The organism is Lentilitoribacter sp. Alg239-R112, assembly GCF_900537175.1.
In the GTDB taxonomy this organism is placed as follows: domain Bacteria; phylum Pseudomonadota; class Alphaproteobacteria; order Rhizobiales; family Rhizobiaceae; genus Lentilitoribacter.
On the sequence record NZ_LS999835.1, the window covers coordinates 343,882 to 358,229 of the forward strand.

General features: G+C 43.6%; 12 protein-coding genes. 5 read left to right on the plus strand and 7 right to left on the minus strand.

Translation table 11 applies throughout. The features are described 5' to 3' along the window. Both metW and G3W54_RS18545 read right to left on the minus strand, forming a co-directional pair. Positions 1–621, minus strand: a complete 621-nt coding sequence (metW, locus tag G3W54_RS18540) for a methionine biosynthesis protein MetW (RefSeq protein WP_162654776.1) — start codon at positions 619–621, stop codon at positions 1–3. Beyond that, on the minus strand, positions 622–1,791 hold the full coding sequence (locus tag G3W54_RS18545; protein ID WP_162654777.1) for a homoserine O-acetyltransferase: 1,170 nt from the start codon (positions 1,789–1,791) through the stop codon (positions 622–624). It abuts the gene before it with no gap. 207 nt (positions 1,792–1,998) lie between these two features. Here G3W54_RS18545 and hisC point away from each other — a divergent pair, with 207 nt between their 5' ends. Continuing rightward, positions 1,999–3,102 (plus strand): histidinol-phosphate transaminase, encoded by a 1,104-nt coding sequence (gene hisC / locus G3W54_RS18550; protein ID WP_162654778.1) that lies wholly within the window; start codon positions 1,999–2,001, stop codon positions 3,100–3,102. After that, positions 3,102–4,073 (plus strand): prephenate/arogenate dehydrogenase family protein, encoded by a 972-nt coding sequence (locus G3W54_RS18555; protein WP_162654779.1) that lies wholly within the window; start codon positions 3,102–3,104, stop codon positions 4,071–4,073. Before hisC ends, G3W54_RS18555 begins: the two co-directional genes overlap by 1 nt. Here the strand turns inward: G3W54_RS18555 and G3W54_RS18560 are convergent. Further along, a complete protein-coding gene (locus G3W54_RS18560; RefSeq protein ID WP_162654780.1) occupies positions 4,041–5,057 on the minus strand; it encodes a DUF2125 domain-containing protein in 1,017 nt (338 codons plus the stop codon). The two genes, G3W54_RS18555 and G3W54_RS18560, sit on opposite strands and share 33 nt — an antisense overlap. 70 nt (positions 5,058–5,127) lie before the next feature. Here G3W54_RS18560 and G3W54_RS18565 point away from each other — a divergent pair, with 70 nt between their 5' ends. Beyond that, the gene (locus tag G3W54_RS18565; protein ID WP_162654781.1) at positions 5,128–5,646 is read left to right on the plus strand and encodes a gamma-glutamylcyclotransferase; all 519 of its coding nucleotides are present in this window, start codon (positions 5,128–5,130) and stop codon (positions 5,644–5,646) included. Here G3W54_RS18565 and G3W54_RS18570 read toward each other — a convergent pair. From G3W54_RS18570 to secA, 4 genes are all read right to left on the minus strand, one after another. Continuing rightward, complete coding sequence (locus tag G3W54_RS18570; protein WP_162654782.1) at positions 5,636–6,433, minus strand: lysophospholipid acyltransferase family protein; 798 nt, start codon at positions 6,431–6,433, stop codon at positions 5,636–5,638. The two genes, G3W54_RS18565 and G3W54_RS18570, sit on opposite strands and share 11 nt — an antisense overlap. A gap of 71 nt (positions 6,434–6,504) precedes the next feature. Continuing rightward, on the minus strand, positions 6,505–7,773 hold the full coding sequence (locus G3W54_RS18575; protein ID WP_162654783.1) for a GNAT family N-acetyltransferase: 1,269 nt from the start codon (positions 7,771–7,773) through the stop codon (positions 6,505–6,507). Next, positions 7,770–9,215, minus strand: a complete 1,446-nt coding sequence (locus tag G3W54_RS18580) for a lipopolysaccharide biosynthesis protein (protein WP_244627994.1) — start codon at positions 9,213–9,215, stop codon at positions 7,770–7,772. The genes G3W54_RS18575 and G3W54_RS18580 overlap by 4 nt, the downstream gene beginning before the upstream one ends. 91 nt (positions 9,216–9,306) lie before the next feature. Further along, a complete protein-coding gene (secA, locus tag G3W54_RS18585) occupies positions 9,307–12,039 on the minus strand; it encodes a preprotein translocase subunit SecA (RefSeq protein WP_162654784.1) in 2,733 nt (910 codons plus the stop codon). A gap of 217 nt (positions 12,040–12,256) precedes the next feature. Here secA and G3W54_RS18590 point away from each other — a divergent pair, with 217 nt between their 5' ends. Together G3W54_RS18590 and argJ are read left to right on the plus strand one after the other, a co-directional pair. Then, positions 12,257–13,102, plus strand: coding sequence for a peptidylprolyl isomerase (locus tag G3W54_RS18590; RefSeq protein WP_162654785.1), 846 nt, complete (start codon positions 12,257–12,259; stop codon positions 13,100–13,102). An 11-nt stretch (positions 13,103–13,113) separates the two neighbouring features. After that, positions 13,114–14,337 (plus strand): bifunctional glutamate N-acetyltransferase/amino-acid acetyltransferase ArgJ, encoded by a 1,224-nt coding sequence (argJ, locus tag G3W54_RS18595; RefSeq protein WP_162654786.1) that lies wholly within the window; start codon positions 13,114–13,116, stop codon positions 14,335–14,337. The last annotated feature ends 11 nt before the right edge of the window (positions 14,338–14,348 follow it).

The window sequence follows — 14,348 nt, forward strand, 5'->3', positions numbered from 1 at the left end:
TTAGGTTTCGTCTGTGAGCAGGAATACGGCCTGCTGTGCTAAAATATTCCATAGGTAATGCGGGACAGTTTTCGTCATGTCACGTCCTGTGTCCGTCACGGGTGTGACATGCTCAATATTCGCATTCACATCATGGCAAAGCTGGCTAAAGTCATAAAGGGTACAGAAGTGAATATTGGGCGTATCATACCACGAATAAGGAAGTTTTTTGGTAACGGGCATTCTGCCTTGTAGAAGCAATTGTAAGCGCATACGCCAATGACCAAAATTGGGTGCAGAGACGATGCAATATTTGCCGATACGTAATAACTCTTCCAAGACCTTTTTTGGACTATGAGTTGCTTGAATGGTTTGAGACAGGATTACAAAATCAAAGCTTTTGTCAGGGTAATGCACAAGATCACGATCTGCATCACCTTGAATGACAGATAAGCCGCGTGCGACGCAATCATTCACACCCTTTTGCGATAATTCAATACCGCGTCCATCGACGGATTTTTGATCTTTTAAGATGCTTAAAAGTGTTCCATCACCACAACCAATATCTAGCACTTTTGCATTTGGTGTCACATGTTTGGCAATGACTGTGAGATCAAAACGTCTTTTTTCAGCTTCGGTCATTTAAATCCCCCTTGCTTCTGCTGCGGAATTTAAAAACCCGGTGACAGTGCTGATCATAACAGGTTCATTGAGTAAAAATGCGTCGTGCCCCTTGTCTGATTCTATCTCGACAAATGATACAGATGCACCTGTAGCATTTAATGCATGAACAACATCGCGACTTTCTGATGTGGGGAAAAGCCAGTCGCTTGTAAATGACATGAGACAAAACCGAGTGCTGGTGCCGGAAAATGCATTTGCCAATTTCCCGTCATTGTCAGCAGCCAAATCAAAATAATCCATGGCACGTGTCATGTAGAGATAGGAATTTGCATCAAATCTGTCGACAAAACTTGAACCTTGATGGCGCAGGTAACTTTCAATCTGAAAATCTGCGCCAAAACCAAAGCTCACATTATCTCGGTTTTGCAATTGCCGACCAAATTTCCGTTGAAGCGCCGGTTCTGAGAGATAAGTTATGTGAGCAGTCATCCGCGCAACAGCCAATCCTTTTGAGGGAATATCATTTGTTGCCGCATAATTACCGCCATGCCAGTTCGGATCAGCCATGATGGCCTGTCTGCCAACTTCATGGAACGCAATGTTTTGCGAAGTGTGTTTTGCACCTGTTGCCATTGGAATAGCTGAGAATAATCGAGATGGGTAAGATGATGCCCACTGCAGAACCTGCATGCCGCCCATGGAGCCGCCAATGGCGCTGAACAAGGTATCAATACCCAGATAATCGATAAGCATGGCTTGTGCGCGAACCATATCGGCAATTGTTAAAACCGGGAAATTCAAACCATAGGGTAATCCTGTTTTTTCATCAATGGATGCGGGACCCGTTGTGCCAAGGCAGCCGCCGAGTACGTTTGAGCAGATAACAAAATATCTTTCGGTGTCTATTGGTTTTCCCGGGCCAATAAGTGTTTCCCACCAACCTGGTTTTTTTGTAACAGGTTGCTCACTTGCGCAATATTGGTCGCCCGTTAGGGCATGGCAAATCAGTATTGCATTTGATTTATCTACGTTCAATTCGCCATGCGTTTCGTAGGCAATTTGAAATGGCGATAGCGATACACCTGCATCAAGTTGGAGGGGGTTATCTTCGCCAAAATGCGCAACTTTGCTTGACGGAAATAAAGCTTCTGAGTTTGCTTTTGTTGCAGTTGTGCTTTTCGTTGCCATTTAATCGGGTTTTCAGTGCTAAATTAGGGTTAAATTGATAATAGCCAGGATTTTCATTTTATTTGAGACAATACAGGTAAGATTTGACGGCACTCACGTCAATCTTTTCTTATCAGAAAACTTTTGTCTGCTCGACAATATGCTCATAAGCGTATAATCGAACACCATAAAATATGGATTTTATTGTTTAAACTGTTGGAGAGCGTGATGGCGGACAAACAAACCCCTGAACCGAATTCTAGTATTCTGGAAATTGCTGCTTATGTGCCTGGCAAGAGCAAAGCAACAGGTGCGACTAAAATCCATAAACTTTCTTCAAACGAAACACCGCTTGGAGCAAGTCCACGTGTGCAAGAAGCGATTAGAAATACGCTCGAGGAATTGGAACTATATCCTGAAGGCTCATCTTTGGTTCTGCGTGAAGCAATCGCATCGGTGCACGGTTTAAATGCTGATAATATTTTGTGTGGCAATGGTTCAGATGAGCTTCTTGGTTTATTGAGCCGGACATATCTCTCTCAGGGTGATGAGGCAATTTACTCAGAGCATGGTTTTCTTGTTTATAAAATTGAAATCCTTGCCAGCGGTGCAACGCCTGTCGTCGTTAAGGAAAAAAACCTCACTGTTGATGTGGACGCCGTGCTTGCGGCGATAACACCCCGAACCAAGATGGTGTTTTTAGCAAATCCAAATAATCCGACAGGTACTTATCTGCCCAGCAGTGAATTGCGACGGCTCCATGATGGACTGCCAAAACATGTCATTCTTGTTTTGGATGCAGCATATGCTGAATATGTCCGTAAAAATGACTTTGAAGCGGGCATTGAGATGGTATCTGCAAATGAAAACGTAGTTATGACACGTACATTTTCCAAGATTTATGGTCTTGCTGGCTTGCGGATTGGCTGGATTTACGCACCGTTGAAAATTATTGATGCGCTTAATCGTGTACGCGGGCCATTTAACGTCAATGCTGTGGCAATTGCTGCGGGCGCTGCTGCGGTGGCCGATAAGAAGCATATTGAAGATGCTATTGATCACAATCTGATTTGGCTTGAGAAGGTGACACAGGGCCTGACGAAAATCGGTCTTGATGTAACACCATCGGTTGGCAATTTTGTGTTGATCACGTTTCCTCAAGATGGTGTACATACTGCCGCAAAGGCAAATGATTATCTTTTATCCAAGGGGTTTATCTTGCGCGCTGTTGGTGGTTATGGGCTTCCAAATTCATTGCGAATGACAATTGGAGGTGATGAGGCGAATGAAGGTGTTATTGCCGCGCTGCAAGATTTTATGGGTAGATCATAATGGGTGATATTCATTTTAATAAAATAGCGCTTATTGGTATTGGCCTTATTGGATCATCTCTTGCAAGGGTGATAAGAGAAAAGAAACTTGCCGAAACAATTGCAATTATGACGCGTTCTCAAACAACGCTTGATGAGGCTCGTGCGCTTGATTTGGGTGATGAGTATTCTACTGACTATGCAGATATTGTCCGGCATGCGGATTTGATCATTGTGTCTGTGCCGGTTGGCGCGTCTGGTGCAGTTGCGAAGGATATTGCTTTTCATTTAAAACCAGGTGCTATCGTCACCGATGTTGGATCGACTAAAACGTCGGTTATTGAACAGATGGTTCCTCATATTCCAGATGGCGTGCATTTTATACCAGGTCACCCAATTGCGGGTACCGAGCGTTCAGGTCCTGATGCTGGATTTTCCGAGTTGTTTGAAGGGCGTTGGTGTATTTTAACCCCGCTTGAAAATACTGATCCGGATGCGCAAGATAAACTCTCACAATTTTGGCGCGCTTGCGGCTCTAATATAGATGTCATGGAACATGAACATCATGATCGCGTTCTTGCAATTGTTTCTCATTTACCTCAGTTGATTTCATACAATATTGTTGGAACAGCGAGTGATATGGAAACAGTCACGGATTCTGAAGTAATTAAGTATTCAGCTTCAGGTTTTCGTGATTTTACACGCCTTGCAGCGTCAGACCCGACAATGTGGCGTGATGTTTGTTTGCACAATAAAGATGCTATTCTTGAGATGCTTGCACGGTTTTCTGAAGATTTATCCTCATTACAGAAGGCAATTCGTTGGGGCAAGGGTGACGAATTGTTTGATTTATTTTCACGCACTCGCGCGGTTCGACGCTCAATTATTGAGGCCGGACAAGATGTTGATGTTCCGGATTTTGGACGTCATCTCTCTACAGATGCACCCTTAGATTCCCAATCAGATGGCGGGAATAAAACCGAGCGGGAATAATCCCGCTTGCACAAAACCGTCTCTGAGTGTGAGTTTGAATTGGATATCGCCATTTGCCCTATTTTGAAACATTGGGAGTAGGGCATTGATCTGTGCAATGTTTTGGCTAAGTTCTGGATAGTTCTTTTGCGCGATTTGTAGAAAGTCCGACGCGTTGTTTATGATCAGATTTAATTCTCCACTTAGTAATCCCTTTGCCGAAATATTAAGAGGACCATCTGCAGAAATTTTCGCACCGTTTTCACTTATGAAATTGAAGTGCTCAAGATTGATATTTGAACTTCGGATATCAAAATCTTCGCCTGAACGTGTATGTTCTAATGCGTTTGCCCCATCTATAAGCTTTGCAACCATGAAAAACTCAGAAGCGGGCAGTATTGTTTTGGTCCCCTTGGTTTGAGCGATTAATTTGTCCGCACTTGCGGCAACATCAAGATCATTCTCATTCTGTCGCAGATGAATTTGTAAATCGTCAGCTAGTAGGGAACCAAGATCTTTAAAGATTGTGTTTTTGAAATCCACGCGAAGGTTTGATGCTTCCACGGAGGTGCGATTGATATTTGTGAGATCAATACTGGCGCTTGCTTTTAGGTTTTGCCAATTGATTTCCAATTGATTGCTCTTGTCAGATAAAAGCATGGGGCCATCAAGTTCAGCGATGATTTTGCCAGGTTTGTATATTTGGGCGGCTGTTCGTAATGCACCTGCGGATAATCCAAACCGTCGTCTATTGTCATCAAATGCTGTGTGCGAACAACGAAGTCCCAACCGGAATGGAAAGCCTTCAACATCTAAGTTGTTACACGTGATAGTTTTGCCATCTGATGAAAACTCAGCGAGTTTATCACTAACACGCACTTTCATTTCATCTGCGGTCCAATTCCAACCTAGATATACTGCAACAACAACAAAGACGATGCTAATGCCCAACCATAATATCTTCGTGCGCGGTTGCATGCCTGCTGATTTAGTAGAATTGATCACTTGATTTGCTTTCCTATGTTGTGCATTGCATGGTGTGAAGTTCACCTTATTGGAATCAATGGCATATAATATGGACGATTTTTGGGTCTTCGGTTACGGATCGCTTATGTGGCGGCCAGGGTTTGAGTTTATAGAGCAACACAGAGCACATTTATATGGCTATCGACGGTCTTTATGTGTTCATTCCCATGTTCATCGTGGAACGCCGGAGAAACCGGGTCTGGTTTTGGGGTTAGATACCGGGGGATCATGCAGTGGAATTGCGTTTAAAGTTTCTCGCAATATTCATGATGAGGTTATGGAATATCTTCATGGGCGTGAACTGGTGACAAATGTTTACATTGAGCGCGTTTGTAATCTTAAGCTACATGACAAGCGTCGTGTACCTGCTTACTGTTACATTGTTGACAGGCAACATAAGCAATATGCAAGCGGTTTGTCGGCTGAAACTGCCGCGCATGTTGTTCAGTCTGCAAAAGGTCAATCGGGGCATAATGTTGACTATGTACGAAGTACAGTAGAGCATCTCCGCGAAATGAAGCTGCGCGATGCCTGGCTTGAAGACGTTGATAGAAGGCTTAAACCGTAGCGGATGATTTAATATCTTCCAGTCTTTGCACTACAAGCGGTGGCAAGGGTAGATTTGGATTGTTTTCCACTGCATCCAGCAACAGTTCATCCGAAGCTTCCTGTGTGACGTTGGTCAGTTTTTCCAGTGCATCTCTAATGGATAGGCCAGGTTCGATTGGGGGTAATATTCGTGCCTTGAAATGACCTGGTTGACGTAAGAATGAATGGCGTGGCCAGTACAGACCAGATACGAGCGCGATTGGAACAAGCGGCACGTCAATGCCACTATAGATGCGTGCGGCTCCGAATTTATAGTCAAGTGGTGCACCCACTGGGCTGCGGGTACCTTCCGGAAATATAAATAATTGACGACCGTTTTGACCTATTTCTCGTTTGGCACCGACCATAACGCTTGCCATAGCTTTGCCTTTGGCTCCACGGTCGACAGAAATCATTTTAAGCTTCGTAAGGCATCTGCCGAACAATGGTATTCGTAGTAGTTCTTGTTTGAAAATGAAAACGGGACTGTCAATATATTGAAAAAACGCAAATGTATCCCAAAAAGATTGATGTTGGGCGGCAACTATGAAGCCTCTGTCTTTGGGTAAGTTCTCTAAACCCTCTATTTCGACTTTGGTGCCTGCAATAATCTCCTGCAACTTAATAGATGATTGGCCCCATGCTTTTGCTTGTGCGAGTACTGTTTCTTTACTGCCGAAATAAAGCCAAGGGAGCATGATGATCAACCGGCCAATCGTGTTGATGTAAAATGCAATATTAAAAAGGGCAGAGCGGATGAACAGCATGAATAAGATCTCAAATTAGTTTTGTGACTGCTTACACGAACTTTATTGCTGCACAAAGCACCTTTTATGATTTAGAATTTGTTCTTAGCTATCGCGCGTACTTTATCACGTATATTTTTCGCCAAATTCTTAGAGCTTCTGTAAATATCCAATTGTTTGGTAACTTGGCGAACGTCTTTATCACTATTGGGGCTGGTGCCCACGATAATTGTTCCCATCTCGCAACGCTCTTTCCAAAAACGTGACATGATCGGGTGGTCTGGAACGGCACAAGAATCAGTTCGAATAGTATTGAAGTCATCAAGTTGCCATTCAGTTGTCTGTTGCATGAGTAATTTACCAACAGAAAGCGTCGAGTAATCTTCATCAAATGTTGTTTTCCAAGTGTAACTTTCACCACCCATAACAAACACAATAAGTGAGGCAATTACTTTACCGTCAAGCTGCAACGAGTGGATGCGAACACGGTCTAGCTCAGCGAGGTTTTGTACGGCTTCTCTTGCAAATGCTGCACGGTGTCGGTCTGCAACAAGAGATGTCTTTTTCTGGCCTTTCCAGCCCTTGTTTTCCAAATGTAAAAACTCATCAAGTGCAACACGGATGTCACCGGGCTGTCTGGCAATAACAAATTCCAGTTCACCCATTTCTGCAAGCCGGCGTCGTTGGCGCTCTAGATCGCGTAAATGATGTTTGGAGATGGCGCTTGAAATATAGTCCGGTGAATCAATTTCACTTTCAAGCATTGGCCTTTCAAACTTATTTGTTATCGCGAGTGGCAGATTTTTGCTTAATGCGATACCGCTCATCATCCGCGCAAAGGAGCTGTCTAGACGAATATCGGGAAAAACTAAAACATTTGGAAGTTTCATCTCATCTCGAGATACGCCTTCCATAAAGTCATCCAAGCTTTGAAGAGCATTTTCGCTATCAATAAGCGGGGTTCCTAATGGACCATATTCATTGGACCAGATCCGCATAATTGGAACGCCAATACCCAAGTTTGGTTTTTCAACTGAAAAAGGTAATAGCAATCGTATACGACTGCGCTGCGCGTTTACATCTCGCATGACGCATAATTGGACGGTTCGATTGTCGAGGCGCGGCATAGCAGGTGCTAGAAAGCCACTGGTGAAAAAGATGTTTGGCTCAAGCGCTCTGTTGGAGATAAATTCCAATTCTCGCTCTAGCTCATAGCCGGATCGAGCGGGATAGATAGCCAGTTCACGTCCCTCTGTCCCGATGCGGATCATTCGATCAGGCTCAATAGCCAGTTCGTTGTGCGTCGCAGTTGTTTGCAGGCTAGAGGCTGCTTTTGACATCATGTCTTGCTCATCAATCATGACGTAGACTTTCTATTAGTTTGGACAGTGTAGTTAGGAACATTTTGTTTTGTCGCGGGACTAAATACAAACATCATGATATCCATTTTTTTGTAGATCACGATGAAAAGTAAGATTGCTTCGATAAACATAGCACCCGCGGTAGCCATCGCGGCGCCCATTATCCCAAACAGCGGGATTAGAGCAAAGTTTAAGCTAAGATTGGCACTTAGAGTGACTGCATAGATAATCGTGCAGATTTTTTGATGGCCTGCCATAAATAGTAGCACTTCGCCAGGACCAATGCAGGCCTTTGCAAGGATGCCAATGAGCAGGATTGCCATAACGGTGTAGCCTTCTATAAAACTTTCACCAAACATGGACAATATAAATTGGCCAAATACTATAACAAATGCGCCCATGGCAATTGTTGGGAAAAATGTCCAACGGGCTGTTTGTTTTACAAATTTATTAAGTGCATCCATGTCGCCAGATGCATACAATGCTGAGAAGCGTGGGGCGGCACCAGCTTTTACTGCAAAATATATAAAGTGAACCAATGCCATTGTTTTTGCAGCGGCAAAATAAATTGCAACGCGTTCAGGAGACAAGAAAAACCCTACAATGATCACATCCGCATTTGTTAAAAGATAGTAGAAACCCTCGATAAAAAAAATGGGTATAGAAACGCCAACCCATTGTTTGATCTCCCATTCATAATGACCTTTTTGAAAACGATTTCCTAACTTGTAAGTCACGGTTATGAATTGCGCTAATGTTGTTATGTATGTTGATGCGAGTGCGCACAGCAGCGCAAGTCTTGCATTTGCTTCATACCCTATCAAAATTGCCCCCAGCACAAATAGAATAATGAGGCCTGGACGAATTATAAAAGTTGGACTTAGCGCAACAATTGGCCAATTGTTCGCGCGGGATGTTCCATCCAATACGTCGCCTAATGCGATCATGGGAATGGCGCATCCACCTAAAATAATAGGAACGAGATAATAGTCTGGGATGGAGTTTTCGAAAAAGAAAACAGCACCAACACCGATTAACGCGAAGATGGAAGCGATGATGATTGCAAAAACACGAGATATAAACGTTAGGCCCCGAATGTGAGAGTTTTGACCTGTTGTTTCATATTGGGGTAGGAACTTAATAACCGTTGTATGAAGGCCAAGGCAGGATAGATTTCCGGCAATAATGACAAACACCCAGATGAATACGAAAATTCCGTATTCGAAACCTCCCATGCTTCTGGCAAGAATAATTTGAGACAAAAATGCAACGGCTGCCGAGAGGATACGAATAGCAAAAGCAAGTAATGCTGTACGTTCCGCATTTCTCGTACCGTCTGTGTTTTCCAGAATTGCAAAAATCTGAGCAAGCCTCGGCAGAGCCAACCGACTAAGTCGACTGGGCATAAGTCTTTGCAATACTGACAAAATTACGTCTGGCACACTCACCACATATTTGCATTTAAAGTTTGTGCAAATTGTAGTGAAACAGCGTTAACAAAGTGTATTGATTAAAGCAAAGTCAATGTTTTACTCAAATGTTCTCAGGTGCAAACGAGCCATGGCAATGCTTATATTTCTTACCACTGCCACAAGGACAAGCTTCATTTCTACCAACTTTGCCCCAAGTTGTTTGGTCATTCGGGTCACGATCTTCTGGAGCTACAATTTGGTTAGACATGGTTTGCGTTTGAAATGACGCTCCGTCAGCTTCGCTGTCGCCAGCGCTTGCATGACTTGCTTCCATAACCTCTGGGGGCTGTGGAGCAGGTTCTTCTGCTTGTTGGGCTAATTCTACGCGCATAAGCTGAGATGTAACAACCTGACGTAGATTTGCGAGCAATGCCTGGAAAAGCTCAAAGCCTTCCGATTTATATTCTTGCAATGGATCGCGTTGTGCATAGCCTCGTAATCCTACGACAGAACGGAGTGATTCAAGGTTGACGAGATGTTCTCGCCACAATTGGTCAAGTGTTTGAAGAACAACAGATTTTTGTACATATGTGTTGATTTCAGGGCCGAAGCGTTCTGCTTTTTCTTTAGCAATATTTTCGACAATTTCGGTTAGTCGCTCATGGATATTATCTTCGGCAATACCTTCTTCTTCTGCCCACTCGTCAACTGGAACATCGACATTGAGATAAGTTTGGATGTCTTCTCTAAGTTGAGCCGTTGACCATTGCGCAGGATATGCATTTTCTGGAATATGTTGGCTGATGAGATCATCAATAACATCCTGGCGCATTTCAGCGACAGTTTCTGAAATATCTTCAGCATCCATAAGTTCTAGACGCTGTTCAAAAATAACCGTTCGTTGATCATTCATTACATCATCAAATTTCAGCAAGTTTTTTCGAACATCAAAGTTGCGCGCTTCGACTTTTTTCTGAGCGCGTTCAAGTGCCTTGTTGATCCATGGGTGAACAATTGCTTCACCTTCTTCGAGACCAAGCTTTTGCAACATTCCATCCATACGTTCGGAACCAAATATACGCATAAGGTCATCTTGCAATGATAAGAAGAAGATTGAACGACCCGGATCGCCCTGACGGCCTGAACGACCGCGCAACTGGTTATCGATGCGGCGACTTTCGTGACGCTCTGTAGCCAGAACAAACAAACCGCCAGCATCGAGCGCTTCTTTTTTGAGCTTTTCGACGTCAGCCTTGATCTCGGCTTCTTTTTTTGTTCGTTCCGGACCTTCTTCCATTTCACCAAGCTCAAGTGCAACTCGCATATCAAGATTGCCACCAAGCTGAATATCTGTCCCGCGACCAGCCATGTTGGTCGCAATGGTTACAGCCCCCGGTACACCAGCTTGTGAGACGATAGCAGCTTCCTGTTCGTGGTAGCGAGCGTTGAGGACATTAAACCCTTCGACACCTGCATTTTTTAATAATTCAGCTAGTTGCTCAGATTTTTCAATCGAAGTTGTACCAACAAGAACTGGTTGTTTTTTATCGGAAGCGGCTTTGATCTCTTTGATAATAGCCTGATATTTTTCTTCGACAGTGCGGTAGACTTCGTCGTCGTCGTCGATACGGGAGATTGGAACATTGGTTGGAACTTCAACCACGCCAAGACCATAAATATTAGCAAACTCTTCTGCTTCGGTAGAGGCTGTGCCTGTCATACCACCAAGTTTGTCATACATGCGGAAGTAGTTTTGGAAGGTTACTGAGGCCAGAGTTTGATTTTCTGGTTGAATAGTAACCTTTTCCTTTGCTTCGAGCGCTTGGTGTTGACCTTCGCCATAACGACGACCTGGCATCATTCGACCAGTAAATTCATCAATAATAACAATTTCACCGTTGCGAACGATATAATCCTTGTCACGTGTAAACAATTTATGCGCACGTAAGGCATTGTTGATATGATGTACGATAGAAACATTTTCGACATCATAAAGTGATTCACCTTTTAATAGGTCTGCCTCTGTGAGAAGTTTTTCCAGCTTCTCCGTACCTTCTTCAGTAAAGTTGGCTGAGCGTTGCTTTTCATCAAGCTCATAATCGCTGTCATCCAATAGAGGGATAAATGTATCAACGCTGGTGTAAAGGTCGGACTTGTCTTCAAGTGGCCCAGAGATTACTAGCGGTGTTCTTGCTTCATCGATAAGAATTGAATCAACCTCATCGACAATTGCAAAATGATGTCCGCGCTGCACCATTTGTGAACGCTCGTATTTCATATTATCGCGCAAATAATCAAAGCCAAGTTCGTTATTTGTGCCATATGTGACATCACATGCGTATGCAGCACGGCGTTCGTCATCTTCAAGTCCATGAACGATGGTTGCTGTTGTCATACCAAGAAAACTAAAGAGTTTGCCCATCCATTCAGAATCGCGTGTTGCAAGATAATCGTTTACTGTGACGACGTGAACGCCTTTGCCTGAAAGGGCATTGAGATAGGTTGGTAGCGTTGCTACGAGAGTTTTACCTTCACCCGTTTTCATCTCAGAAATTGCATTTTCATGCAAAATCATGCCACCAATTAGTTGCACGTCAAAAGGTCGTAAACCTAAAACGCGCTTTGACGCTTCACGTACCGTTGCAAATGCAGGCACCAAAATATCATCGACTGACTTACCGCCTGCCAATTCAGCCCTCAACTTATCGGTTTGTGCTTTCAGTTCATCATCGGAAAGGGCTGCAATTTCTGCTTCCATTGCATTGATGGCATCGACTTTTGGTTTATAGCCGCGAATGCGGCGCTCATTTGAGGAGCCGAAGATTTTTTGTGCGATTGCGCCGAAGCTGACCATGGAAATGGTCCTTTCTGGTTTGCTGCCTCACTTGCTCGATTTTTGACGCGAGGCGGATACTTGAACTTTCATGCCGTAAAACGGTTGTTATTTCGTTTAAGCGTACGTAAAAGAATGAAATAATACGCCGCTTTGCCTGACAGATAAGAGTGAGTTTAAGCGATGTCAACAGGATCAGGCTTATCAGCTGCCGTGCTTTTATAAAAAGGGATATTCAATGAGTTATTTAAAATTCGCTGCAGGTGTTGCAACAGCAGTTGCTTTAACACTCTCACCACTCACTTCAAATGCACAAGATAGTGATGCATTGATTGCTAAAATTGATGGTGTTGAAATTAAACAAAGTGACTTTGATCTGTTTCAAACACTTGATCAATCATTTGCGCAGCTACAAGGTGAACAGAAGCGTCTTGCGGTTTTGTCGGCAATTATTGATGTAAAATCATTGGCAAAGAAGGCCGAAGCTGAGAAATTTGCAGATGGTGATGACTTCAAAAAACGTATGCAGCTTCTAAGAGAACGAACATTGCACAATGCGTATTTTCAAAAGAAGGTTATTACATCAGTTACCGAAGAAGATGCAAAAGCTCGTTTTGATAAAGAGCTTGCGGCTGCAACTCCAGAAGTTGAAGTTCGAGCACGTCACATTCTTGTCAAAACATTAGAGGAAGCGAAAGCCGTTATCACACAGTTGGATGAAGGTACTGATTTCGTAGAGCTTGCGAAGGAAAAATCCACAGGTCCAAGTGGCCCCAATGGTGGTGATCTCGGTTTCTTTGGATCAGGACAAATGGTTCCTGAATTTGAAACGGCAGCTTTTGCACTTGAGGCTGGTGCTTATACAAAGGAGCCTGTTAAAACACAATTTGGTTTTCATGTTATCAAACTAGAAGAAAAACGTGATCGCCCATTCCCTAAATTTGAAGAAGTAAGTGATAATATGCGTCAAGTATTGCTGCGTGAGCGTTATCTTGAACTTGTAAAAACTGCCCGTGCGGAGGTTGAAATTGAGATTTTGGATGAAGGTTTGAAAACTGCCTACGAACAAAATGCTCCAAAGTAGGGCCTGACTAAATGAAAGTATCACCTTTAGCGCCCAAAAAATTTGCGGAGTTGCCGCCAATTGCTGGTGTTAAAATGCAAACCATTGAGGCTGGAATTAAATATTCTGGCCGCGATGACGTTTTGTTGATGACATTTGACACTCCAGCATCGGTTGCTGGCGTATTTACCAAATCAAAATGTGCGAGTGCTCCCGTTGATTTTTGCCAGAGGAACCTTTCCAAAGGTGTAGCGAAGGCGCTTGTTGTCAACTCAGGTAATGCTAACGCTTTTACAGGCGTTAAGGGTGCAGACGCGACACGTGATACGGCACAAATGGCTGCAAACGCGATTGGATGTACCGAGGATGAGATCTATCTTGCATCAACAGGTGTTATTGGCGAGCCGCTTGATGCTGGAAAATTTGCTGGTGTGATGGATGAACTCGTGGCAGGGGGCATAGAAGATAATTGGCTTAGTGCTGCCAAGGCTATTATGACGACTGATACCTATCCTAAAGTTGCCACTATCACGACGAGTATAAATGGCGAACCAGTTACTATTAATGGTATTGCCAAGGGCTCGGGCATGATTATGCCTGATATGGCAACTATGCTTTCCTTTATTGTGACAGATGCAAATATTCCATCAGATGTTTTGCAAAGCCTTTTGTCCATTCATGTTGATACAAGTTTTAATGCCATAACAGTGGATAGCGACACATCCACTTCTGATACAGTGCTTTTATTCGCCACGGGTGCAAAGGGCGATAAAGTTGAGCGTGTAGATGATACGGCTCTGGAATCTTTCTCCCAGGCTCTTCGAGCACTTATGCATGATCTATCGATGCAAATTGTTCGTGATGGAGAAGGTGCGACCAAACATGTGGAAATACATGTTACTGGTGCGTCATCGGACCAATCGGCAAAGGTCGTTGGATTATCCATTGCAAATTCACCATTGGTAAAAACTGCAATCGCGGGTGAAGATGCCAATTGGGGCCGTGTCGTTATGGCTGTTGGCAAAGCGGGTGAAGAAGCTGATCGTGATAGAATCGCAATTTGGTTTGGTGATGTTCGCGTTGCTGTTGCTGGCGAACGTGATCCCGATTATTCTGAAGATGAAGCGTCACTTCAAATGAAGGGTGATGAAATTTATCTTAAAGTTGATCTTGGAATTGGCTCTGGTCAAGCCAAGGTTTGGACGTGTGATTTAACAAAAGAATATGTGGCAATTAATGGCGATTATCGATCTTAACAGTGTGGCGT